A 22762-nucleotide genomic window follows, 5' to 3' on the forward strand; every position below is an offset into this window, starting at 1 on the left:
GGGACCCGGCCGGCGGCCGAGGTGCGTCCGGCGGGCGCGGCGGGGGCGGGGGCCGGCGGAGCAGCCGCGGTGGGGGCGGCGTGCACGGTGGGTCCGGTGGGTCCGGCGGGGCCGTCCTGCGGGCGGGGTGCCGCGGTCTCGTGGTCAGACACGGGCGGGCTCCTTCGTGCCGAAGAGGCCCGCCGGGCGCAGGAGCAGCACGGCGACCATCACCAGGTACGGGGCGAGGTCGCCGATGCCGCGGCCGAGGAAGGCGAGCTGGCTCTGGTACCCGGTGGCCATGGCCTCGGTGACGCCGACGATCAGGCCGCCCGCCAGGGCTCCGGTGGTGGAGTCGAGGCCGCCGAGGATGGCGGCCGGGAAGGCCTTGAGGGCGGCCAGCGACGTGGCCCGTTCCAGGCCGGGGGTGGGGAAGACGGTGAGGAAGAGCGCCGCCACGGCGGCCAGCGCGCCGGCGACCGCCCAGGCGGCGAGGGAGACCCGGCCCAGCCGTACGCCCATCAGGGCGGCCGTCTCCGGTTTCTCGGCGGCGGCCCGCATGGCCACCCCCCAGGCGGTGTAGCGGAAGGCCAGCAGGAACGCGCCGATCAGGAGGGCGGCCGCGGCGAAGGCGGCGATCCGGGTCTGCGGGAGGGTGACCGCGCCGAGGTGGACCACCGCGTCGCCCCACGGGTCGCCGAGCGCGAGGACGTCCGTGCCGATGCGGCGGGTGAGGTCGGTGACGAGCAGGATGTCCACCCCGATGGTGACGATGGCCAGGACGCTCTGGTCCTGGCCCCGGTAGCGGCGCATCACCAGGAACTCCACCGCCGCGCCGACCGAGGCGGCCGAGGCGACGCCGACGGCGAGGGCCGGCCAGAAGCCGATGTCGTCGTGGAGGACGGCGGTGACGTACCCGCCGGCGAGGAGCAGGGAGGCGTGGGCGAAGTTGACGACCTCGGTGGCCTTGAAGATGATCACGAAGCCGAGGGCGATGAGCGCGTACACGGAGCCCATGGAGAGGCCGCCGAGCAGCAGTTCCAGGAAGGTGGTCACGCGGCAGGTTCCTCCTCGCCGAGATAGGCGCGGACGACCGCCGGGTCGCCCTGCACCTGGGCGGGGGTTCCGCCGCCGATCCGTTTTCCGAAGTCGAGTACGGTCACCGCGTCCGCGAGCCGCATCACCACCCCCATGTCGTGTTCGACCAGCACGATCGAGATGCCGAGGCCGTCGCGGACGCCCGCGACGACGTCGGCGGTGCGCTGCCGTTCGTCCGCGGTCATCCCGGCGACCGGTTCGTCCAGGAGCAGCAGCCGGGGCTCCATGCACAGGGCCCGGCCGAGCTCGACGAGCTTCTGCTTTCCGTACGGGAGGGAGCCCGCCGGGGCGGCCAGGTCGCCCTCCAGGCCGACGAAGGCGGCGATCTCGCGGACCCGTTCGCGGTGGACCCGGTCCTCACGGGCCGCGGACGGCAGCCGCAGCCCGGTGGCGAGGAAGCCGGACCGCATCAGCCGGTGGCGGCCGAGGAGCAGGCTGTCGGCGACCGTGGTGTGCGGGGGCAGCGCCAGGTTCTGGAAGGTGCGGGCGATGCCGAGGGCGGCGACGGCGTGCGGGGCGAGGCCGGTGAGCTCGGTGTCCCCGAAGCGGACACTGCCGGAGGAGGCGCGGTAGACGCCGGAGAGGACGTTGAAGCAGGTGGACTTGCCGGCTCCGTTGGGGCCGATGACCGCGTGGACGCTGCCCGGTTCGACGGTGAAGGAGACCGCGTCGAGGGCGGTCAGCCCGGCGAAGCGGACGGTGACGTCCGTGACGGTGAGCGGCGGCGTCCCGGCCGTCCCGGCTTCCGCGGCGGCGCTCACGCCGACCACCTGGCCAGGGGGCGGGCCGCCCGCGGCGGCGGGGCCGTCTCGTCCGTGATGCCCAGGTAGCGGCGGCGCACCTCGTCGGAGGCCGCCAGATCGGCTGCCGGACCGGAGAGGGTGACCTCGCCGACCTCCAGGACGTAGGCCTGGGAGGCAAGTCGCAGGGCGAGCGCGGCGTTCTGCTCCACCAGGAGCACGGAGGTGCCCGAGGCGTTGATCTCGGTGATCGTCTCGGCGATGGTCGCGGCCATCTTCGGCGCCAGGCCCAGCGAGGGCTCGTCCAGGAGCAGCAGCCGGGGCCGGGCCATCAGCGCGCGGCCCAGGGCCAGCATCTGCTGCTCGCCGCCGGAGAGCAGCCCGGCGCGCTGCCGGGACCGCCCGGCGAGGACCGGGAACAGCTCGTGGACGCGGGCCAGCGAGCGGGCCACGTCGGCGCGGGAGCCGGCCCGTGAACCGAGCGCGCCGGCCCGGAGGTTGTCCGCGACGGTCATCCGGGCGAACACCTGGCGTCCTTCTGGGACCTGCACCACCCCGGCGGCGACCGCCCGGGCCGGGGCGAGCCCGTCGATCGGCCGGCCGTCGAAGCGGATGCTTCCGCCGGTGGCGGCCCCCCGGTGGAAGGACAGGGTCCGGGACACCGCGCGGAGCAGCGTCGTCTTCCCCGCGCCGTTGCCGCCGAGCACGACGACCACGGCGCCCTCCGGTACGTCGAGCGACACGTCGCGCAGTGCCCGTACCGGCCCGTAGCCGACGGACAGCGCGCGCACCTGGAGCGAAGCCACATTCCCTCCGATCATTTGGCGTTGGGCTGGCGCACAGACCAGCACCGGCCGGAGCCCGCGTCCACGGCCGGAAGCGGAATCGCTGCTGATGACCAGCCGTGGGCGGGGTCCGGTTGTGCAGCGGCACAGACCTGCGGACGGGGTCTCTTACGGCAGCGGTCCGGGGATGACATCCTCGGCGGCCATGGGCGGACGCAGGGCACGTACGGAAGCGGAATGGTCGGTACTGGCGACGGCGACCGAGGTGTTGCTCGAGCGCGTTCCCGCGCTGACGGAGCAGCTGATCGGCGATCTGGCGAAGCACTCGCCGCTGTTCGACCTGGCCGTGCCGAGGGACGAGCACTGGCAGCAGGTCAGCGAGGCGATGCGGTACGGCATCGAGGCGTTCGCCGCGCGCCGCTCCGACCCGCGCAAGGATCTGGAGTACGCGCAGGAGCTGGGGCGCCGGCGGGCCGAGCAGGGTCTTCCGCTGGACCTGTTGCTGTACGCGTACCGGCGCGCCGGGCGCCTGACGTGGGACGCCCTGCTGGACATCGTCACGGAGGAGGAGCCGGACGCCCTGCCCGTGCTGGCGCGGACGGCCGGCGCGATGTGGGCCGGGATCGAGCAGCAGGCGGCCGCGACCGCCGAGGCCTTCCGGGAGGGCGAGCTGGAGATGCGGCGGCGCAGCGACGAGCGGGTGCAGGCGCTGCTGGACGCGCTGCTGGAGGGGAACGCGGCGCCGGGTCTGGCGGCGCAGGCGGCGGCGGGCCTGGACCTGCCCGAGCAGGGGCGGTACGCGGTGGTCGTGCTCCCCGTGGACCGGCGGGACTCGGTGCACCGGGTGGGGTCGGCGGGCGGGATGCGGCTGTTCTGGCGGATGCGGGCGGAGCAGGAGCTCGCGGTGGTCTCCCTCGGCACCTCCTCGCTGGACGAGCTGGCCGCGGAGCTCGCCGACCGCTGTCCGGGCCCCGGCGGGATCAGCCCGGTGGTGGACGGCCTGGCCGAACTGGGCCGGGCGCGGCGGCTGGCGGAGACCGCGCTGCGCACCTGCGCTCCGGACGAGCGGTCCCTCGTGCGCCTCGCGGACCGGCTGCCGGCGGCGCTGGTGGTGCGCCAGCCCGAGCTCGCGGGGGAGCTGGTGCAGGCGGTGCTGGGGCCCCTCCTGGAGCTGGACCCGGCGGACCGGGCGGTGCTGCTGGAGACCCTGGACGCCTGGCTCGCCGCAGAGGGCTCGGCGGGCCGGGCCGCGACCCGGCTGTACTGCCACCGCAACACGGTCTTCAACCGGCTGCGCCGGCTGGAGCACCTCACCTCGCGCTCCTTGTCGCGCCCGCACGACCTGATCGCGCTGACCCTGGCGCGTGACGCCCACCGGCTGGGGGCGGCCCCGGGGCCCGGGGGCGCCGCGTATCCTTGATGTCGGAAAACCGCCAGCCCGCCTCTCCCCCAGCGGGGAGTCTGGACCCATGCACACCGACACCGAGCGCTGCGTCAGAGCCGTGCGGTCGAAGGACGCCCGCTTCGACGGCTGGTTCTTCACCGCCGTCCTGACCACCCGGATCTACTGTCGCCCGAGCTGCCCCGCGGTCCCGCCCAAGGTCGAGAACATGACCTTCCTGCCCAGCGCCGCCGCCTGCCAGCAGGCCGGGTTCCGGGCCTGCAAGCGGTGCCGGCCCGACTCCAGCCCCGGGTCGCCCGAGTGGAACGCCCGTGCCGACGCCGTGGCCCGGGCGATGCGGCTCATCCAGGACGGGGTCGTCGACCGCGAGGGCGTTCCCGGCCTCGCGACCCGCCTCGGCTACTCGACCCGCCAGGTGGAGCGCCAGCTGAACGCCGAGCTCGGCGCCGGGCCGCTGGCTCTGGCGCGGGCCCAGCGGGCGCAGACCGCCCGACTGCTCGTCGAGACCTCCGAACTGCCCATGGCCGACGTGGCCTTCGCCGCCGGGTTCTCCTCGATCCGCACCTTCAACGACACCGTCCGCGAGGTCTTCGCCCTCTCCCCCAGCGAGCTGCGGGAGCGCGCCGCGAAGGCGGGCCGGCGCCCTCACGCCCAGCCGCGCGTCCCGGGGACGATCAGCCTGCGGCTGCCGTTCCGGGCGCCGCTCAACCCGGACAACCTCTTCGGACACCTGGCGGCGACCGCCGTCCCGGGTGTCGAGGAGTGGCGCGACGGCGCCTACCGCCGCACGCTGCGCCTGCCCTACGGCACCGGCGTGGCGGCCCTGACCCCGCAGCCCGACCACATCGGCTGCCGGCTGGCCCTGACCGACCTGCGCGACCTCACGATCGCCATCAGCCGCTGCCGCTGGATGCTCGACCTGGACGCCGACCCGGAGGCGGTCGACGGGCAGCTGCGGTCCGACCCGCTGCTGGCCCCGCTGGTGGACAAGGCCCCGGGGCGCCGGGTTCCCCGTACGGTCGACGCGGCGGAGTTGGCCGTGCGGGCCGTGCTCGGCCAGCAGGTGTCCACCGCGGCGGCGCGCACGCACGCGGCCCGGCTGGTGAGCGCGTACGGCGAGCCCGTCGAGGACCCGCAGGGCGGCCTCACGCGCCTCTTCCCCTCCCCGCAGGCCCTGGCCGGGCTGGACCCGGAGTCGCTGGCCCTGCCGCGCAGCCGGCGCGCCACGCTGACCACGCTGGTGGCGGCGCTGGCCGACGGTTCGCTGCCGCTCGGCATCGACAGCGACTGGGACGCGGCCCGTGCGCGGCTGTCCGCGCTGCCCGGCTTCGGGCCGTGGACCACCGAGGTGATCGCGATGCGGGCGCTCGGCGACCCGGACGCCTTCCTTCCGTCCGACCTCGGCGTCCGGCGGGCGGCGCGGAGGCTCGGGCTGCCGTCCACCCCTTCGGCGCTGACCGCGCGCGCGGCCGACTGGCGGCCCTGGCGCGCGTACGCCGTGCAGTACCTGTGGGCCACCGACGACCACCCCGTCAACCACCTGCCCGTCTGAAAGGCACGCAACGACCATGAACCCCAGCAGCAAGCAGCACGCCGTCGTCGACAGCCCCTACGGACCGCTCACCCTCGTCGCGACGGGCGGGGTCCTCAGCGGCCTGTACATGACCGGGCAGCGCCACCGGCCGGCCGAGGAGTCCTTCGGCGCGCGGGTCGCCGCCACTGAGGAGCCCTTCCCGGAGGTGGTGCGACAGCTGGCCGCGTACTTCGCCGGGGAGCGCAGGGAGTTCGACCTGCCGCTCCGGCTGGAGGGCACCGACTTCCAGCGCAGCGTGTGGGACCAGCTGGTCCGCATCCCCTACGGCGAGACCTGGTCGTACGGGCAGCTCGCGGACCGGCTCGGCAAGCCGAACGCGTCGCGGGCGGTGGGCCTGGCCAACGGGCGGAACCCGATCGGGATCATCGTGCCCTGCCACCGGGTGATCGGCGCCTCGGGCGGCATGACCGGCTACGGCGGCGGGCTGGACCGCAAGGTGCGGCTGCTGGCCTTCGAGTCGGGAGCCGAGCAGCTCTCCGGGGCGGTCGCCGGGCCGTAGCGCGCCGGGGGCCGTAGCGCCGGTCAGACGAGGAGGAGCGGGACGAGCAGGGCGAAGGCGGCGCCCGCCTCGACGGCGTAGGCGTACAGGGAGGGGTGCTGGACGGGCGCGGCGAGCAGCACCACGCTCTGCTGGGCGGCGGCCGCCTCCACCCAGTCGGGCTCGGCGCCGAGGTTGCCCTGGTACCAGCCCTCGCAGGCGCCGGGGCCGGTGACGGCCAGGAGGTCGTCCTCGCGGCGGTAGAAGGCCTGCCAGCCGGCGGCGGGGACGGACCAGCCCTCGAAGTCGGTGAACTGGGCCCACCCGCCCTCGCGTATCGCGGTGTCGAACATCCAGACCGGCGTCCCCTCGGGGGTGACCTCGTCGCCGGCCTGCTGGTCGGTGGTGAAGTGGACCATGGGGAGCGCGTCGGGCCCGTCTGCCGTGCTGGGCCAGGCATACATGCTGATCATCTGATGAATCGTGTCCTGGTCGAAGGGGGCGCGGCGGTGCCGGGCGACGGGGCGGTCAGGTCCTGCCGGGGCGGCGGCCGTTCTCCAACTCGGCGGCGCCCTCTCCCGACTGGAGGACCCGGTAGGCCTCCTCGGTGCGCAGGCCGAGGGAGCCGGGGAGGTAGGCGGTGAGCTCGGCGGGCTCCACCAGCCGCCAGGAGATCAGCTCCTCCTCCTGGAGCGTGATGGAGGCGAGCTGTCCGGCGTCCAGCACCCCGCCGTCGTAGAGGTACGCGACGAGCGGCGGGCGGCCCGCGCCGAGGGTCCAGTCGACGGCGAGCAGCCGGCCGAGCGGCAGGTCGATGCCGATCTCCTCGGCGCTCTCGCGCCGGGCCGCCGTCCGCGGTGACTCACCCTCGTCGGACTCGATGGTGCCGCCCGGAAGGGCCCAGCCCTCGCGGTAGTTGGGCTCGACGAGCAGCACCCTGCCCTCGGTGTCGCGGTAGAGGGCGGCCGCGCCGGCCAGCACCCGGGGCAGGCTCGCGATGTAGGTGGCGTAGTCATCCGTGGTGGTCACACCGTCACCCTACCCAGGCGCCCCGCCCCGGCGGCCGGGCGGGCGCTGGGGCGGGTGCTCGGGCGGGTGCTCGGGCGGGTGCTCGGGCGGGTGCTCGGGCGGGTGCTCGGGCGGGCGGGAGAAGGCGTCGGGGGGCTGGTCCGGGGGCCGCAGGTCCCCCGCCCGGCCCGCCCCGAGGGGGCGTGCCGGTGGATCCGCTCTCCCCGCGGCCCCGCGATGGGGCGATTGGTCACGGTTTGCGCGTGCGGGCCACCGCGTGTGACCCAGGCCACCCATGGGCATAGGAGGATCCTCCGGATAGGCTCAGGGCGGCGCGACTGCACGTTCGAAAGCAAGGGAATGGCAAGTGACGGACGGAGCAGTAACTGAGGCCGCGCGCGTGCTCATCGCCGCGGACAAATTCAAGGGCTCACTCACGGCCGTACAGGTCGCGGAGCGGGTGACGGCCGGCCTTCGCAAGGCCGCACCGGGCGTGGAGATCGAGACCCTCCCCGTCGCGGACGGCGGCGACGGTACGGTCGCGGCCGCCGTGGCGGCCGGTTTCGAACGCCGGGAGGTACGGGTCACCGGACCCCTCGGTGACCAGGTCACGGCCGCTTTCGCCCTGCGCGGCGGCACCGCGGTGGTCGAGATGGCGGAGGCCTCCGGGCTCCAGCTGCTGCCCGCGGGGACCTTCGCCGCGCTGACGGCGACCACGTACGGCTCGGGCGAGCTGTTGAAGGCCGCGCTCGACGCGGGGGCGCGCTCGATCGTCTTCGGTGTGGGCGGCAGCGCCACCACCGACGGCGGGGCCGGCATGCTGGCCGCGCTGGGCGCGGTGTTCCTGGATGCGAACGGCGAACCGGTCGGTCCGGGCGGCGGCGGCCTGGCCGCGCTGGCCTCCGCGGACCTGTCCGGGATCGACCCCCGCTTCGCGGACGTGGAGTTCGTGCTCGCCAGTGACGTGGACAACCCGCTGGCGGGCCCCAAGGGAGCGCCGGCGGTCTACGGCCCGCAGAAGGGCGCCTCCGAGGAGGACGTGGCGACCCTCGACGCGGCGCTGGCCCACTTCGCGGCCGTGCTGGAGAAGTCGATCGGCGCCAGGGCCGCCGAGTGCGCGGCGCTCCCGGGCGCGGGCGGCGCGGGCGGCATCGGCTACGGGGCGCTGCTGCTCGGCGCGACGTTCCGTCCCGGCATCGAGCTGATGCTGGAGGTGCTGGGCTTCGCCCCGGCGCTGGAGCGCGCGACGGTGGTCATCACGGGCGAGGGCTCGCTGGACGAGCAGACCCTGCACGGCAAGGCCCCGGCGGGCGTGGCGGCAGCCGCGCGCGCGGCGGGCAAGCCGGTGGTGGCGGTCTGCGGCCGGCTGCTGCTCTCCCAGGAGGCCCTGGAGGCGGCCGGCATCCGCCGGGCGTATCCGCTGACGGACCTGGAGCCCGACCCGGCCAAGTCCATCCCGAACGCGGGTCCCCTGCTGGAGCGGGTGGCGGCCCGCATCGCCGCCGACATCCTCTGACGGACACCGCTCCACCCGTACCGGACCGGACGGGACCGCACGCACCGTCCGCCGGCTCCGCGCGCCCGGATTCCCGAGGGGGTCCGGGCCGCGCCGTGCCCGGACCGGGCGGCCGGGAGGCCGGGCACGCGCCCGGGCCGCCCGTGGGCTACGCCGCCCGGCCCCCGGCGCCGGAGGCCGCGGAGAGCAGTTCGGGGGTGGTCACCACGCGGGCGAAGCCGCCGCCCTGGAGGTTGACGGCGGTGGCGGTGGCCAGCTGGTCGGCGGTCAGTGCGAGGCCGGCCGGGCCCGCGAGGTCGAAGGTGTGGGTGGCGTCGAGCGGGACGAGCACGTCGAAGCCGAGGTTCCCGGCCATCCGGGCGGTGGTCTCCACGCACATGTTGGTCTGGATGCCGGCCACCACCACCTGGGCGATGCCCTCGGCGGCGAGCCAGCCGGCCAGGTCCGGAGTGCCGTAGAAGGCCGAGTTCACGGTCTTGGTGACCACGAGCGACTCGTGCCGGCGCTTCTCGACGAGGTCCTTGAACGCGTGGCCGGGGTGGTCCGGGGCCAGCACGGAGCCGGGCTGCGAGGCGTGCCGCACCAGCACCACGGGGCGGCCGGACTCCCGCCAGGCGTCCATCAGGGCGGCGATGTTGTCCTCGGCCGCCGGGTTGTTGCGCGGTCCCCAGAAGGAGGGGTCGTCGAAGCCCTTCTGCACGTCGACGACCAGCAGGGCGGCCCGGGGGGCGAGGGTGATCGGAGTCTGTGTCATGGCTCCATCGTCGTCGCCCGGCCCCCGGCCCGACAGCGGCTGCGCGGTCCGCGACCGATGGCATCCTGCCAGGCGTGGCACGATGCCACACTGGGGGTGTGCACCGCGTAGCGATCGTCGTCCAGCCGGGCATCCGCAGTTTCGACCTGGCCGTCATCACCGAGGTGTGGGGGCCCGACCGCAGCCGGATGGGCGTCCCCTCCTTCGAGCTGGGCCGGTGCGCCGCGGACCCCGGACCGATCCCCCTGCCCGGCGGGCTGACCCTGGCCCCGGACCGGGGGCTGGACTGGCTGGCCCGGGCCGACCTGGTGGTCGTACCGGCGCTGGCCGAGCCCGCCGACCCGACGCCCGAACCGGTCCTGGCCGCCCTGCGGGAGGCGCACGCCCGGGGCGTGCCGATCGCCGCGCTGTGCGCCGGTGCGTTCGTCCTCGCGGAGGCCGGGCTGCTGGAGGGCCGCCGGGCGGTGACCCACTGGTGGCTGGCGCCGCAGCTGGCCGCCCGCCATCCGGGGGTGATCGTCGAGGACGCCCCGCTCTACGTGGAGGACGGCGGGCTGTGGACCTCGGCCGGGGTGGCGTCCGGGATCGACCTCTGCCTGCACCTCGTACGACGGGCACACGGCGCGGAGGCCGCCGCCGCCATCGCCCGCTCGATGGTGACCGGCCCCTTCCGCACCGGGGACCACGCCCAGTACCTGGACCGGCCGACCCCGGCCGCGGACCGCACCGCCGAGGTGCTGGCCGCGGTGCGCGAGCGGGCCCTGCGGTCGCTGCACGAGCCGCTGTCCGTGGCCGTAATGGCCCGCTGGGCCGGCATGTCCCCGCGCTCGTTCGCCCGGCACTTCGCCGCCTCGACCGGCACCACCCCGCACCGCTGGTTGCTGGGCCACCGGATCGACGAGGCCCGCAAACTGCTGGAGCGCACCGACCACCCGGTCCCCGAAGTGGCCCGCCGCGCCGGATTCGCGAGCGAGGTCACCTTCCGTCAGCACTTCACGGCGCACGCCGGCGTCAGCCCCCGGGCGTACCGGGCGTCGGCCACCGTCACCGCAGCCGCCCCCAAACCGGCGGGACAGTGTTAGAAAGGGCTCATGACCGGACGTAAGGGTCGCCAGCAGACCGGGTGGGGCGAGCGCCTGCTCGCGCGGCTCTCCCTGGGGGCGCGCAGTGTCGCCGGTCAGGTCTTCGCCCTCCAGGCGGCGATCGTGCTGCTGCTGATCGCCGCGGCCTCGGTGGCCCTGCTGGTCCAGGCGCGGTACGACGGCCAGCGGGACGCCGGCCACCGCTCGCTCGCCGCCGCGGAGGCCTTCGCCCACGCACCGGGCCTCCCCGAGGCCCTGCGCGCGCCGGACCCCAGCGCAGAGCTCCAGCCGCTGGCCGAGTCCGCCCGCCGGGCCTCCGGGGTCGACTTCATCGCCGTGATGAGCACCGACGGGGTCCGCTACACCGACTCGCGGCCCGAGCTGATCGGAGAGCGCGCGACCGGCGACCTCTCCCGGGCCGTCGCCGGACTGTCCTTCACCGAGACCTTCGAGGGGGCCCCGAGCGACGCGGTCCGCGCCGTGGTGCCCGTGCGGGACGCGCGCGGCGCCGTCGTGGGCCTCGTCAGCACCGGCATCGAGGTGGAGAACGTCTCCGACACCGTCGAGGACCAGCTGCCGCTCCTGCTGGGCGCCGCGGCCGGCGCCCTGCTGCTCGGCACCGGCGGCGCCTTCCTGGTGAGCCGGCGGCTGCGGCGCCAGACGCACGGACTGGGCGCCGACGAGATGAACCGCATGAACGAGCACCACGAGGCCGTCCTGCACGCCGTGCGCGAGGGCGTGCTCATCATCGGCACCGACGGCCGCCTGGTCCTGGCCAACGACGAGGCGCGCCGCCTGCTGGGCCTGCCCCCCGACTCCGAGCAGCGCCACGTCCGCGACCTCGGGCTCGACCCGCGCACCACGGAGCTGCTCGTCTCCGGGCGGGTCGCCACCGACGAGGTCCACCTGGCGGGCGACCGGCTGCTGGCCGTCAACGTCCGTCCCACCGAGCCGTACCCGGGCCACCCCTCCGGCACCGTCATGACCCTGCGGGACTCCACCGAGCTGGCCGCGCTGTCCGGCCGGGCCGAGGTGGCGCGCGAGCGGCTCCAGCTGCTGTACGACGCCGGGGTGCGGATCGGTACGACGCTGGACGTGGTGCGGACCGCCGAGGAGCTGTCGGAGGTCGCGGTCCCCCGGTTCGCGGACTTCGTCACCGTGGAGCTGCTGGAGCCGGTGCTGCGCGGCGACGAGCCCTCGCGGGCCGGCGGCGCCTACACGGAGATGCGCCGGTCGGCCATGTCCGGCGTCCGCTCCGACCAGCCGCTCCAGCCCGTGGGGGACGTCATCCGGTTCGTCGTGCCGACGGCGCCGATGTCGGTGGCCCTGGCCGGCGGGCGCGCGGTGCTGGCGGCCGACCTGAACGCCGCCATGGGCTGGCGGGCCCAGGACCCGGCCGGCACCCGGATCGCCCTCGACTACGGCCTGCACTCGCTGATCTCCGTACCGCTGCAGGCGCGCGGGGTGGTGCTGGGCATGGCCAACTTCTGGCGGGCCGCCGACACCCCGGAGGCCTTCGAGGGGGAGGACCTGTCCTTCGCCGAGGAGCTGGCGGCGCGCGCGGCCGTCTCCATCGACAACGCCCGCCGCTACACGCGGGAGCACGCGACGGCGGTGACCCTCCAGCGCAGCCTGCTGCCGCGGGTGCTGCCCGACCAGACCGCCGTGGACGTCGCCTTCCGCTACCTGCCCGCGAAGGCGGGGGTGGGCGGGGACTGGTTCGACGTGATCCCCCTGCCGGGCGCCCGGGTCGCCCTGGTCGTCGGGGACGTGGTGGGGCACGGGGTGCACGCGGCGGCCACGATGGGCCGGCTGCGGACCGCCGTGCACAACTTCTCCACCCTGGACCTGCCGCCGGACGAGCTGCTCGGGCACCTGGACGAACTGATCAACCGGATCGACCAGAACGAGACCGGTGGCGCGGCCGCGGCGGCGCCCGGATTCCCCGCCGGAGCGGCCGGAACCGGCGGGCCCGGCGGTGCCCACCGGGGTGACGGGCCCGCGGAGCCGCTCGACGAACCGGCCGGGGTCACCGGCGCCACCTGCCTGTACGCGGTCTACGACCCGGTGTCCGGCAGGTGCGTCATGGCCAGCGCCGGACACCCCGGCCCCGCCCTCGTGCACGCCGACGGGCGCGTGGAGTTCCCCGAACTGCCCGCGGGCCTGCCGCTCGGCGTGGGCGGCATGCCCTTCGAGGCCACCGAGCTCCGGCTGCCGGAGGGGAGCCGGCTCGCCCTGTTCACCGACGGTCTGGTCGAGGACCGCCACCGGGACTTCGACACGGGGCTGGGGCTGCTCGCCGAGACCCTGTCCCGGCCCGGGCGCAGCCCCGACCAGGCCTGCGCCGACGTGCTCGCCGCGATGCTGTTCCCGGTCCCCGACGACGACATCGCCCTGCTGATCGCCGACACCCGGCGGCTGGAGGCGGACCGGATCGCCGAGTGGGAGGTGCCGGGGGAACCATCGGCCGTCTCCAAGGTCCGCAACGCCGGCTCGGAGCAGCTCACCGCCTGGGGACTGGAGGACATCGCCTTCACCACCGAGCTGATCCTCAGCGAGCTGGTCACCAACGCCATCCGGTACGGCAGCGCGCCGGTCCGGGTGCGGCTGCTGCGGGACCGGACGCTGATCTGCGAGGTCTCCGACGGCAGCAGCACCTCTCCGCACCTGCGGTACGCGGCCACCACCGACGAGGGCGGGCGCGGGCTCTTCCTCGTCGCGCAGTACGCCGAGCGGTGGGGCACCCGCTACACGGAGCGCGGCAAGGTGATCTGGGCCGAGCTGCCGCTGACCGGGGGCGCGGAGCCGCCGGCGCCGGCTCCCCTGGACCTGGACGCGCTGGAGGACCTGGCCTGGTGAGGGCGGGCCCGGCGGCCCCCTCCGGGCGCCCCGGGCACACCCGTCACACGGACCACACGGGTCACGCGGGCAGGACGGGGCAGCCGGGCGGGGCGGGTCACGCGGGGCACGTGGATCACGCGGGTGGGACGGCCACGGTGCGGGCCATCAGCACGGCCACGTCGTCCTGCGGGGCGCACGGCAGCAGCGCCTCCAGCACCCCGTCGCAGAGCTCCTCCAGGGGTTTGGGCGCCCCGCGCAGCGCCTGCGCCAGTTGCTCCATGCCCTCGTCGAGGTCCCGGTCGCGGGCCTCGATGAGACCGTCGGTGTAGAGCACGAGGGTGGTGCCCGGGGGCAGCAGGACCTCTTCGGTGCGGAAGTCCTGCCCGCCGGTGCCCAGCGGCGTCCCGGGCGGCCCGTCCAGGTACGTGATCGTCCCGTCCGCGGCGGCCACGGCCGGGGGCGGGTGGCCGGCGCGGGCGATCACGCACACGCCCGTCGCCGGGTCGTGCACGGCGTACACGCAGGTGGCCATCTCGTCCTCCCCCAGGTCGGCCACGACGGCGTCGAGCGAGCGGAGCATCTGCGCCGGGGGGACCTCGTGGCGTGCGAGGGTCCGCACCGCCGTGCGCAGCTGCCCCATGACGGCCGCCGCGTGGACGCCGTGCCCCATGACGTCCCCGATCACCAGTCCGGTCCGCCCGCCGGGGAGCCGGATGGCGTCGAACCAGTCCCCGCCGACGTCGTGGTCGCTGGCGGGCAGGTAGCGCCCGGTGAGTTCGAGGCCGGTCACCCCGGGCAGGGCGCTGTTGGTGAGGCTGCGCTGGAGGGTCAGGGCGGCGTGCCGCTGGCGGGTGTACATCCGGGCGTTGTCGATGTTGAGGGCCGCGCGCGCGACCAGCTCGTCGACGAGCACGCAGTCCTGCTCGTCGAAGGGCTCCCGCTCGCGGACCCGGGTGACGGCGACCGCGCCCAGCACCGTGCCCCGGGCGACCAGCGGGATCAGGCGCGCCGAGCCGAGGGTGGAGAGGTAGGCGCGCAGCGCCTCGGCACGCGGGTCCGTGATCAGCGCGGGGATGTCGGAGAGGTGGAGGTTCATGGCCTGTCCGCCCCCGATGACCCGGTCGTAGACGGTGCCCTCGGGGATCTGGAAGGTCCGGCCCGGCACGAGCTTCGCCGTGGGGGCCGTCGGATCGGGGAAGTGGGCGGCGAGGCGGCGCAGCACCCCCCGGGTGGAGGCGCCGGCGTCGTCCGGTTCCAGCACGGCCTCCAGCAGCTGTACGTCGGCCGAGTCGGCGAGCTGCGGTACCAGCACCTCCACGATCTCCTGGGCGGTCTGCCGGAGGTCGAGGGTGGTACCGATCCGGGTGCCGGCCTCCGCCAGCAGGGCGAACCGGCCCCGGGCCCGGTCCGCCTCGGCCTGGGCCTGCTGGCCCTCGGTGATGTCGATGAGCGAGGCGATCAGGCCCAGGCGCCGCCCGGAGCCGTCCAGCAGGGGGGCGTACGAGCAGGACCAGGTCCGCTCCCGCCCGGGGTCGGCGGGAGTGCGCCCGGTGCGGCGGACGTCGACGACGGCGGTGCCCTCGTCGAGCACCCGGCGCATCGTGGCCTCCAGCGCGGTGGCGTTGACGCCGGGCACCACCTCGGTGAGGCGTCTGCCCAGGTGGGCGGCGGCGGAGACGCCGTTCATCCGGGCCAGTGCGTCGTTGACCCGGAGGAACCGCAGGTCGGGGCCGAGCGTGGCGAGGCCTATGGGCGACTGGGTGAAGAGGCTCTGCAGGGCGGCGAGCGAGTCCCGCATGTGCAGGACCTCGGAGGTCTCCACGGCGATGAGCATCGCCCCGGTGCGCCCCTGGGGGTCGGCGGCGGGGACGATCCACATCTCCATCGTCACCCGGTGGCCGTCGCGGTGGCGCACGGGCAGGGTGCCGACGACTGTCTCCCCGGCCTGGACACGGCGGGTCAGGTCGTCGGCGAGGTCGCGGTTGGCCTCGGGGACGAGCACGGCGGAGCCGGGGCGTCCGAGGATCTCCTCGGGCCGGTGCCCGAGCAGGTCCCGGGCGGCCAGCGACCACTCCACGATGCGCCCGTCGGCGTCCTCCCGCCACAGGGCGATGGGCAGCAGCTCGCGGAGCACGCCGGCGTACCCGACAGCCGCGACCGGCTGATCCGGCACCTCGCTCGTCGACTGGTAAGTGTCCAACGCACCGACCTCACCCCGGGGGGCCTCGTTCCTTCGGCTTCACCCTAACCGAGGCGCCGCCGCAGGGCGCTGTCTCGCGCGCGGCCGGGGCCTCGCCGGGCTGCCCACCTCCCGGGACCGTCAGAGCGTCAGACCGTCAGGAGACCCTCCGCAGGTGTCGCCACACCGCCTTCGCGGCGTTGTGGCCGGACATGCCGTGCACGCCCGGGCCCGGGGGCGTGGCCGAGGAGCAGAGGAACACCGCCGGGTGCGCCGTCGTGTACGGGGAGAGGGTGAGCTTGGGGCGCAGCAGGAGCTGCAGTCCGGAGGCGGCTCCGCAGGCGATGTCCCCGCCGACGTAGTTCGGGTTGCGGGCCGCCAGCTGCGGCGGGCCGGCGGTGGCACGGGCCAGCACCAGGTCGCGGAAGCCGGGTGCGAAGCGCTCCAGCTGGCGTTCGACGGCATCGGTGAGGTCGCCGTCCCAGCCCTTGGGGACGTGCCCGTACGCCCAGAACACGTGCTTGCCCTCGGGCGCCCTGCCGGGGTCGACGAGGCTGGGCTGCGCCGTGATCAGGAAGGGCGTACGCGGAGCCCGGCCGCCCGAGGCCAGCTGCAGCGCGGCGTCGATGTCGCGGCTGCGCGGGCCGATCTGGACGGTGCCGGCCCGGCGGGCCTCCTCGGCGGTCCACGGGACCGGGCCGTCCAGCGCGTAGTCGAGCTTGAAGACCGACGCGCCGTACCGGTAGCCGTCGTAGGCGGCTCCCAGGCGGGCGATGCGGGCGAGCGCGGTCGGCGAGGTGTCGAAGACGTACGCGCGGGCGGGCGGTAGCTCGTCGAGGCGCTTGACCTCGAAGCCGGTGTGGACGGCGCCGCCGAGGTCGCGCAGGTACGCGGCGAGCGCGTCGGAGACGGACTGCGAGCCGCCGCGCGGCAGCGGCCAGCCGTTGGCGTGCGCGGCCAGCGCGAAGACCAGGCCCACGGCGCCGGTGCCGATCCCGCCGAGCGGGGCGATGGCGTGCGCCACGAGCCCGGCGAACAGGCCCCGCGCGCGCTCGTCGCGGAAGCGGCGCATCAGCCAGGTGGACGGCGGCAGCCCGGCGAGCCCGAAGCGGGCGAGCATGACAGGGTCCCGGGGCAGCGCGGTGCCCGGCAGCGACATGAAGTCCCGGGCCAGGGTGTCCCACTTGCCGAGGAACGGCTCGACCAGACGGCGGTAGGCGCCCGCGTCGCGCGGTCCGAAGGAGCCGGCCGTCTCGGCGACGGACCGCGACAGGACGGCGGCGGTGCCGTCGTCGAAGGGGTGCGCCATGGGGAGCGGGGGGTGCAGCCACTCCAGTCCGTACCGCTTCAGCGGCATGGTGGAGAAGACGGGCGAGCCGATGCCGAGCGGGTGCACGGCCGCACAGGGGTCGTGCCGGAAGCCGGGGAGGGTGAGCTCCTCGGTCCTGGCTCCCCCGCCGACCGTGCCGGCGGCCTCGAAGACCGCCACCGAGTAGCCGCGGCGGGCCAGCTCGACGGCGGCCGTCAGCCCGTTGGGCCCCGCCCCCACCACGACCGCATCGAGAATCGGCGGCACTTGCGACTCCTTCGTCCGGCGGCGCCTGCGGCACCAAGGATATGGGGACCTCCCGGGCGACCGGTCCGCTACGCGCCCCGCAACAGCTGGCGGATGCGTACGGCGGTGGCCTCGTCCCGGCCCACGGAGAACGGCAGCGCGTTGTCCCGGTCCACCCGGAAGGGGACCCCGTCCACGGTGCTCTGCGCCCCGCCCGCCTCCGCGACGAGCAGCAGGCCGGCCGCGTGGTCCCAGGCCGAGGGCCAGTTGAAGGCCAGGCCGTCCATCTCGCCGCGGGCCACCCGCAGGTACTCCAGGCCCGCGGAACCGCACGGGCGGGCCGCGACGCCGGGCACGTCCAGCCGGGCCAGGATTCGCTTGTCCTCGTCGGAGGTGTACAGCGGGTGGGCGATGGCGACGCGCAGCTCGGCGCCGGGCTCCGGCGAACCGCTCCGGATGCGGACGCCGTTGACGTACGCGCCCTGCCCGCGCACGGCGGTGGACATCTCCTCCAGGGCCGGGGCGAAGGTCCAGGAGGCCAGGATCTCGCCGCGCCGGGCGAGCGCCACCAGGGTGCAGAAGCCCGGGTCGCCGTTGACGAACTGGCGGGTGCCGTCGACCGGGTCCACGATCCAGACCGGGGCGTCCTCGCGCAGCGCCCCGTACGCGGCCGGGTCCGCGTGCACGGCCTCCTCGCCCACCACGGCCGAGCCGGGGAGCAGCCAGGTCAGGGCGGCCGTGAGGTACTCCTCCGCCCGCCGGTCCGCGACCGTCACCAGGTCGTGCGGGCCGCTCTTCTCGTCCACCTCGTGCTCGGCGAGCTGCCGGAACCTCGGCATGATCTCGACCGCCGCCGCCTTGCGGACGGCCTCTTCCACATCGGACAGGCCTTGGGCCAGGAACTCATCGATCATGCCTCCAGCAAAGCACGCCCGACCGACAAACCCCACTGCCGCTTCCGGACGGGCCGCCGGACACCGGGTGGCCGCACGGTGAACCGGGCCGCGGGCGGCGGGCGGCGGGGGCGGACCGGAGCCGGGGCGCCCGCGCGCGATGTCGCTGCGCGTGGAGCGCGTCGCGTACGACGGCGCGCAGCGTGCTCACCCGGAGTGCACGCGGCGGCCGGTGACCCGGGTGGGGGCCATGGACATCCAGTGCGTGCGGGGTCCGCCGGCCCAGGGAAGGGAGCGGGCGACCGCGTGGAGGTGGCTGATCCGTCTCTCGTCCGTGACGCCGGACACCTCGCCGACGGCCAGGACGCTCCAGCCCTCTCGCATCGCGTCGTCGATGTGGTCCACCTCGAAGGCCACCTCGGTCCCGTGTGCCCCGGCGAGCCTCGAATGGGCCGCCGTCCGGAACGCGATCTCGTTTCCGACGATGACGTAGTTGACAGGGAAGACGGCAGGTCCTTCCGGGCCGGAGAACCCGATCCGGCCGATGCCGTGCGTGGAGAGCAGGCGCCGACACTCGGCCTCGCTCAATCCCGTCAGCTCGGCATCACGCATCGCGGTCCCCCTCCCGGGGGGCGTGTCGGTCATCCCCCCCGTCAGTTCGGCCACGGTCGTGCCCAGCCCGTCCGCGAGCCCCACGAGCATGCCCATGCTGGGCGCCGCCGCCCGCTCCTCCACGTAGGCGACGTACGACGCTGCCGCTCCGCAGCGCTCCGCGAGCTCTGCGCGGGTGATCCCCAGTTCCTCGCGGCGGGCGCTCACACGCCGTCCGAGGTCGCCGCGGCCGGCGGGGACCTCGATCGGGGCCTCACCTGCTGTGGTCTCTTCCATGATCCTCACTCCTCTGCCGTGCGGATCGGTACGGGAACGGAGGCGAGGCCTGCGCGCCGTGGGTCACTGCGCGCCCGACGCCGGCCCTCCTCCCGTCGGCGGTCCAGCGGGCTTCCACCCCAGGCTGCGCTCACGGCCCGGCGGTGCAGAAGGGGCCGACCGGTCCCCGGGCGGGGCCGGTCCTCCCCTTCCCGCCGCCGGGCCGTGAGCGCAGGGTGTCAGGCATCGGCTCGGCCGACGCACGCCCCGGCCCGCGGTTCGAAGGAGCACGGATGACGACCACGTACCGGATCGCGGAGCTGGACGCGCACTGGCGCGCCGCGAACTATCTGGCCGTCGGCCAGATCTACCTCCTGGACAACCCCCTGCTCACGGAACCGCTGCGGCCGGAGCACATCAAACCGAGGCTGCTCGGCCACTGGGGCACCTCACCCGGCCTGAACTTCGTCCACACCCACCTGAACCGGGTGATCAAGGAGCGTTCGCTGGACGCCCTGTGCGTATGGGGACCGGGCCACGGCGGCCCGGCGGTGCTCGCCAACTCCTGGCTGGAGGGGACGTACACCGAGGCCTACCCGGACATCGGCCGTGACACGGACGGGATGGGCAAGCTGTTCCGCCAGTTCTCCTTCCCCGGCGGGGTGCCGAGCCACGTGGCGCCACAGACTCCGGGCTCCATCCACGAGGGCGGCGAGCTCGGCTACTCGCTGGCCCACGCGTACGGGGCCGCCTTCGACCATCCCGGTCTGCTCGTCGCCTGCGTCATCGGCGACGGCGAGGCGGAGACGGGGCCGCTGGCCGCCTCCTGGCACTCCAACAAGTTCCTCGATCCGGTCCACGACGGCGCCGTCCTGCCGGTCCTGCACCTCAACGGATACAAGATCGCCAATCCGACCCTGCTGTCGCGGATCCCGGAGCAAGAGCTCGACGCCCTGCTGCGGGGCTACGGCTACGAGCCCCTCCACGTCGGCGGCAGCGACCCCGCCCTCGTCCACCCCGCCATGGCCAGAGCCGTGGACGAGGCCCTCGACCGCATCCACGCCGTCCAGCAGCAGGCGCGGGCAGCGGGCACGGATCCGGGCGGTGGGCGGGCACGCTGGCCGATGATCGTCCTGCGGACCCCCAAGGGCTGGACGGGTCCCGCGACCGTCGACGGCCTACCCGTCGAGGGCACCTGGCGCGCGCACCAGGTGCCGCTCGCAGGGGTCCGCGAGAACCCCGAACACCTGCGGCAGTTGGAGAGCTGGATGCGCTCCTACCGGCCCGAGGAGCTCTTCGGCGCCGAAGGCCGCCCGGTGTCCTCCGTCATGGCCTGCGTACCGGAGGGTGAGCGCCGCCTGGGCGCGAGCCCGTACGCCAACGGCGGCCGGCTGCGGCGCTCCCTGCCGTTGCCCGGGCTCGACGCGTGGGCCGTGCCCGTGGAGAAGCCCGGAAGCACCCGGCACGAGCCGACCCGCGTCCTGGGCCGCTACCTCGCGCAGGTCATGAGGGCCACGGCCGGACGGCGGGACTTCCGGGTCGTCGGGCCGGACGAGACGGCGAGCAACCACCTCGACGACCTGTACGACGTGACGGGCAAGGCCTGGCAGGGCATGACGGAGCCCACCGACCAAAACCTGTCCCGGGACGGCCGGGTGATGGAGATCCTTTCCGAGCACGTGTGCCAGGGCTGGCTGGAGGGGTACCTCCTCACCGGCCGGCACGGCCTGTTCTCCACGTACGAGGCCTTCGCCCCCATCCTCGCCTCCATGGTCAGCCAGCACATCAAATGGCTGAAGAGCGCAGGCGAGCTGAGCTGGCGCGCGCCCGTCGCCTCCCTCAACTACCTGCTCACCTCGCATGTCTGGCGCCAGGACAGCAACGGCTTCTCCCACCAGGACCCCGGCTTCGTCGACCACGTCCTGAACAAGAGCCCCGGCGTCGTACGCGTCTACCTGCCGCCGGATGCCAACACCCTCCTCGCGGTGGCCGATCACGCGCTGCGCAGCCGGGACCGGGTGAACGTGATCGTCGCCGGCAAGCAGCCCTGCCACGACTGGCTGGCGATGGACGAGGCGCGGACGCACGTCGCACGGGGAGCCGGGATCTGGGCGTGGGCCGGCACGGACCACGGAACGCGCACGCCCGACGTCGTGCTGGCCTGCGCCGGTGACGTACCGACCCTGGAGGTGCTCGCCGCCGCGGCGCTGCTGCGCCGGCACCTGCCGGAGCTGGCCGTGCGCGTCGTCAACGTCGTCGACATCGCCCGTCTGATGCCGCAGGAAGAGCATCCCCACGGGATGACCGACACGGAGTACGACGCGCTCTTCACCACCGACAGGCCGGTCGTCTTCGCCTACCACGGCTACCCGTGGCTGATCCACCGCCTCGCGTACCGCAGGACCGGTCATCCGAACCTGCACGTTCGCGGCTACAAGGAGTCCGGGACGACCACCACCCCCTTCGACATGGTCGTGCGCAACGACCTCGACCGGTACCGGCTCGTCATGGACGTCGTCGACCGCGTCCCCGGTCTCGCCGACCGGGCGGCGGCCCTGCGCCAGAGCGTGTCCGACCAGCGCATCCGCCACCACGACTGGATCCGCCTCCACGGAACCGACCTGCCCGAGGTCGCCGACTGGACCTGGACCTGCTGAACGCCGCCCGGGGCGGGACGGCGGGCCGTCCGGGTCGGGGAGGGGACCGAACGGCCCTTCCCGGGCCGGGCGGCGCAGGCGCACGGTGGGGGTGGACCCGAACGGAGAACCGCCATGAGCACCTCCTCCCCCCACCGGCTCACCTCCTCCCCCGACCGCTTCGACCACGCTTTCTCCCCGGAGCACCGCGGCAGCCTGCTGGCCCTGGCCCACGAGGCGAACTTCCCCGCCGGCGCACGGCTGTTCAACCAGGGCGGGCACACCGGCCACTTCTGGGTCATCAGGTCGGGCAGCGTCGGCATGGACGTGCACGTACCCGGCAGGCAGGCCGCGCTGGTGGAGACGGTCGGCCCCGGCGAGCTCGTCGGCTGGTCCTGGCTGTTCCGCCCCTACACCTGGCACTTCGGCGCCGAGGCGAGGACTCCGCTTCGCACCGACGAGTTCGACGCCGACGCCGTGCGCATGCTGATGGACGCCGACCCCGAGCTCGCCTCCGAGATGTGGCAGTGGGTGGGTCAGGTGCTCGCCCACCGGCTCGTCTCCGCCCAGGTCCGGCTCCTCGACCTCTACGCGCCCCACGGCAGCGGAAGCCACATCTGAGACAATCGGCCCAGACGTATCCGACCCGAGGGTGTGGCGTGGATGTCCGATGCACCGGCTGCCGTCCCGGTCCGCACCCGGGTGTTCCTCCTCGACGACCACGAGGTCGTCCGGCGCGGGCTGCGCGACCTCCTGGACGCCGAACCCGACATCGAGGTGGTGGGCGAGGCGGCGACGGCCGCGCAGGCCATGGCCCGGGGGCCCGCCCTGCGGCCGGACGTCGCGGTGCTCGACGTGCGGCTGCCCGACGGCGACGGCATCACCGTCTGCCGCGAGCTGCGCTCGCACATGCCGGATCTCGCCTGTCTCATGCTGACGTCCTTCGACGACGAGGACGCGCTGCTCGACGCGATCATGGCCGGCGCCGCCGGGTACGTCCTGAAACAGATCAAGGGCTCGGACCTGGTCGCCGCCATCCGGACGGTGGCGACGGGTCAGTCCATGCTCGACCCGGCGACGACGGCGCGCCTGATGCGCTCGCTCCGGGACCCCGGCGCCGGGAAGCCGCCCGAGGACCAGCGGCTGACGGTGCTCTCCGAACGGGAGCGCTCCGTGCTGGAGCTCGTCGGCGAGGGCCTCACCAACCGGCAGATCGGCAAGCGGCTCTTCCTCTCCGAGAAGACGGTCAAGAACCACATCTCCCGGCTGCTCGCCAAGCTGGGGGTCGAGCGCCGCGTCCAGGCAGCGGTCATCGCCGCCGAGGTGCGCGAGCACGACGGGTCGGGCCGCTGAAC

The 22762-nt window shown here is 74.8% G+C and carries 19 protein-coding genes; 9 read left to right on the top strand and 10 right to left on the bottom strand.

Features of this window, described 5'->3' with window-relative positions:
* Positions 1–144: 144 nt before the first annotated feature.
* Genes ACFWU6_RS05450 through ACFWU6_RS05460 form a run of 3 tightly spaced genes read right to left on the bottom strand, consistent with a single transcriptional unit; the run spans position 145 to position 2623 of the window.
* Positions 145–1035 carry a branched-chain amino acid ABC transporter permease gene (locus tag ACFWU6_RS05450; protein WP_383803088.1) on the bottom strand — a complete coding sequence of 297 codons (891 nt, stop codon included), beginning with the start codon at positions 1033–1035 and terminating at the stop codon, positions 145–147.
* A complete protein-coding gene (locus tag ACFWU6_RS05455) occupies positions 1032–1847 on the bottom strand; it encodes an ABC transporter ATP-binding protein (protein ID WP_383978653.1) in 816 nt (271 codons plus the stop codon). Before ACFWU6_RS05455 ends, ACFWU6_RS05450 begins: the two co-directional genes overlap by 4 nt.
* Positions 1835–2623, bottom strand: coding sequence for an ABC transporter ATP-binding protein (locus ACFWU6_RS05460; RefSeq protein ID WP_383803092.1), 789 nt, complete (start codon positions 2621–2623; stop codon positions 1835–1837). Before ACFWU6_RS05460 ends, ACFWU6_RS05455 begins: the two co-directional genes overlap by 13 nt.
* 184 nt (positions 2624–2807) lie before the next feature.
* On the opposite strand from ACFWU6_RS05460, the gene ACFWU6_RS05465 reads away from it, so the two are divergent.
* From ACFWU6_RS05465 to ACFWU6_RS05475, 3 genes are read left to right on the top strand one after another with little or no spacing between them, the layout of a single operon-like run.
* The gene (locus tag ACFWU6_RS05465; protein ID WP_383978656.1) at positions 2808–4022 is read left to right on the top strand and encodes a PucR family transcriptional regulator; all 1215 of its coding nucleotides are present in this window, start codon (positions 2808–2810) and stop codon (positions 4020–4022) included.
* 49 nt (positions 4023–4071) lie between these two features.
* The gene (locus ACFWU6_RS05470) at positions 4072–5556 is read left to right on the top strand and encodes an AlkA N-terminal domain-containing protein (RefSeq protein WP_383978659.1); all 1485 of its coding nucleotides are present in this window, start codon (positions 4072–4074) and stop codon (positions 5554–5556) included.
* A 16-nt stretch (positions 5557–5572) separates the two neighbouring features.
* Positions 5573–6097 carry a methylated-DNA--[protein]-cysteine S-methyltransferase gene (locus ACFWU6_RS05475; RefSeq protein WP_383803098.1) on the top strand — a complete coding sequence of 175 codons (525 nt, stop codon included), beginning with the start codon at positions 5573–5575 and terminating at the stop codon, positions 6095–6097.
* A 23-nt stretch (positions 6098–6120) separates the two neighbouring features.
* Here ACFWU6_RS05475 and ACFWU6_RS05480 read toward each other — a convergent pair whose 3' ends face one another.
* Complete coding sequence (locus ACFWU6_RS05480) at positions 6121–6549, bottom strand: hypothetical protein (protein ID WP_383803100.1); 429 nt, start codon at positions 6547–6549, stop codon at positions 6121–6123.
* A gap of 55 nt (positions 6550–6604) precedes the next feature.
* The gene (locus ACFWU6_RS05485) at positions 6605–7105 is read right to left on the bottom strand and encodes an NUDIX domain-containing protein (protein ID WP_383978661.1); all 501 of its coding nucleotides are present in this window, start codon (positions 7103–7105) and stop codon (positions 6605–6607) included.
* A gap of 346 nt (positions 7106–7451) precedes the next feature.
* Here ACFWU6_RS05485 and ACFWU6_RS05490 point away from each other — a divergent pair, with 346 nt between their 5' ends.
* Positions 7452–8600 (top strand): glycerate kinase, encoded by a 1149-nt coding sequence (locus ACFWU6_RS05490; RefSeq protein ID WP_383978664.1) that lies wholly within the window; start codon positions 7452–7454, stop codon positions 8598–8600.
* Positions 8601–8748: 148 nt separating this feature from the next.
* On the opposite strand, the gene ACFWU6_RS05495 is transcribed toward ACFWU6_RS05490, so the two are convergent.
* Positions 8749–9354 (bottom strand): cysteine hydrolase family protein, encoded by a 606-nt coding sequence (locus tag ACFWU6_RS05495; RefSeq protein WP_383978667.1) that lies wholly within the window; start codon positions 9352–9354, stop codon positions 8749–8751.
* 98 nt (positions 9355–9452) lie between these two features.
* On the opposite strand from ACFWU6_RS05495, the gene ACFWU6_RS05500 reads away from it, so the two are divergent.
* Together ACFWU6_RS05500 and ACFWU6_RS05505 are read left to right on the top strand one after the other, a co-directional pair.
* A complete protein-coding gene (locus tag ACFWU6_RS05500) occupies positions 9453–10436 on the top strand; it encodes a GlxA family transcriptional regulator (protein WP_383978670.1) in 984 nt (327 codons plus the stop codon).
* A 9-nt stretch (positions 10437–10445) separates the two neighbouring features.
* On the top strand, positions 10446–13295 hold the full coding sequence (locus tag ACFWU6_RS05505; RefSeq protein ID WP_383803109.1) for a SpoIIE family protein phosphatase: 2850 nt from the start codon (positions 10446–10448) through the stop codon (positions 13293–13295).
* 115 nt (positions 13296–13410) lie between these two features.
* Here the strand turns inward: ACFWU6_RS05505 and ACFWU6_RS05510 are convergent, their stop codons facing one another.
* The 4 genes from ACFWU6_RS05510 to ACFWU6_RS05525 form a co-directional block, all read right to left on the bottom strand.
* Positions 13411–15477 (bottom strand): SpoIIE family protein phosphatase, encoded by a 2067-nt coding sequence (locus ACFWU6_RS05510; protein WP_383978673.1) that lies wholly within the window; start codon positions 15475–15477, stop codon positions 13411–13413.
* A 136-nt stretch (positions 15478–15613) separates the two neighbouring features.
* Positions 15614–17032, bottom strand: a complete 1419-nt coding sequence (locus tag ACFWU6_RS05515) for a phytoene desaturase family protein (protein WP_383803112.1) — start codon at positions 17030–17032, stop codon at positions 15614–15616.
* 68 nt (positions 17033–17100) lie between these two features.
* Positions 17101–17925, bottom strand: a complete 825-nt coding sequence (locus ACFWU6_RS05520; RefSeq protein WP_383978677.1) for an inositol monophosphatase family protein — start codon at positions 17923–17925, stop codon at positions 17101–17103.
* 186 nt (positions 17926–18111) lie between these two features.
* Complete coding sequence (locus ACFWU6_RS05525) at positions 18112–18792, bottom strand: helix-turn-helix domain-containing protein (protein WP_383978680.1); 681 nt, start codon at positions 18790–18792, stop codon at positions 18112–18114.
* A gap of 272 nt (positions 18793–19064) precedes the next feature.
* Here ACFWU6_RS05525 and ACFWU6_RS05530 point away from each other — a divergent pair, with 272 nt between their 5' ends.
* From ACFWU6_RS05530 to ACFWU6_RS05540, 3 genes are all read left to right on the top strand, one after another.
* Positions 19065–21428, top strand: a complete 2364-nt coding sequence (locus ACFWU6_RS05530; protein ID WP_383978683.1) for a phosphoketolase — start codon at positions 19065–19067, stop codon at positions 21426–21428.
* A 114-nt stretch (positions 21429–21542) separates the two neighbouring features.
* Positions 21543–22028 (top strand): Crp/Fnr family transcriptional regulator, encoded by a 486-nt coding sequence (locus tag ACFWU6_RS05535; protein ID WP_383803118.1) that lies wholly within the window; start codon positions 21543–21545, stop codon positions 22026–22028.
* 42 nt (positions 22029–22070) lie between these two features.
* A complete protein-coding gene (locus ACFWU6_RS05540; protein ID WP_383803120.1) occupies positions 22071–22760 on the top strand; it encodes a response regulator in 690 nt (229 codons plus the stop codon).
* Positions 22761–22762 lie beyond the last annotated feature (2 nt).

The sequence above is a fragment of the Streptomyces sp. NPDC058674 genome (genome assembly GCF_042716505.1).
Taxonomy (GTDB): Bacteria; Actinomycetota; Actinomycetes; order Streptomycetales; family Streptomycetaceae; genus Streptomyces.

Excerpts from the sequence above, each read along its gene's own strand:
- ACFWU6_RS05465 (WP_383978656.1), top strand. The coding sequence starts at position 2,808 with ATGGGCGGACGCAGGGCACGTACGGAAGCGGAATGGTCGGTACTGGCG.
- ACFWU6_RS05505 (WP_383803109.1), top strand. The coding sequence starts at position 10,446 with ATGACCGGACGTAAGGGTCGCCAGCAGACCGGGTGGGGCGAGCGCCTG.
- ACFWU6_RS05535 (WP_383803118.1), top strand. The coding sequence starts at position 21,543 with ATGAGCACCTCCTCCCCCCACCGGCTCACCTCCTCCCCCGACCGCTTC.
- ACFWU6_RS05530 (WP_383978683.1), top strand. The coding sequence starts at position 19,065 with ATGACGACCACGTACCGGATCGCGGAGCTGGACGCGCACTGGCGCGCC.
- ACFWU6_RS05540 (WP_383803120.1), top strand. The coding sequence starts at position 22,071 with ATGTCCGATGCACCGGCTGCCGTCCCGGTCCGCACCCGGGTGTTCCTC.
- ACFWU6_RS05470 (WP_383978659.1), top strand. The coding sequence starts at position 4,072 with ATGCACACCGACACCGAGCGCTGCGTCAGAGCCGTGCGGTCGAAGGAC.
- ACFWU6_RS05475 (WP_383803098.1), top strand. The coding sequence starts at position 5,573 with ATGAACCCCAGCAGCAAGCAGCACGCCGTCGTCGACAGCCCCTACGGA.
- ACFWU6_RS05495 (WP_383978667.1), bottom strand. The coding sequence starts at position 9,354 with ATGACACAGACTCCGATCACCCTCGCCCCCCGGGCCGCCCTGCTGGTC.
- ACFWU6_RS05520 (WP_383978677.1), bottom strand. The coding sequence starts at position 17,925 with ATGATCGATGAGTTCCTGGCCCAAGGCCTGTCCGATGTGGAAGAGGCC.
- ACFWU6_RS05525 (WP_383978680.1), bottom strand. The coding sequence starts at position 18,792 with ATGGAAGAGACCACAGCAGGTGAGGCCCCGATCGAGGTCCCCGCCGGC.
- ACFWU6_RS05480 (WP_383803100.1), bottom strand. The coding sequence starts at position 6,549 with ATGATCAGCATGTATGCCTGGCCCAGCACGGCAGACGGGCCCGACGCG.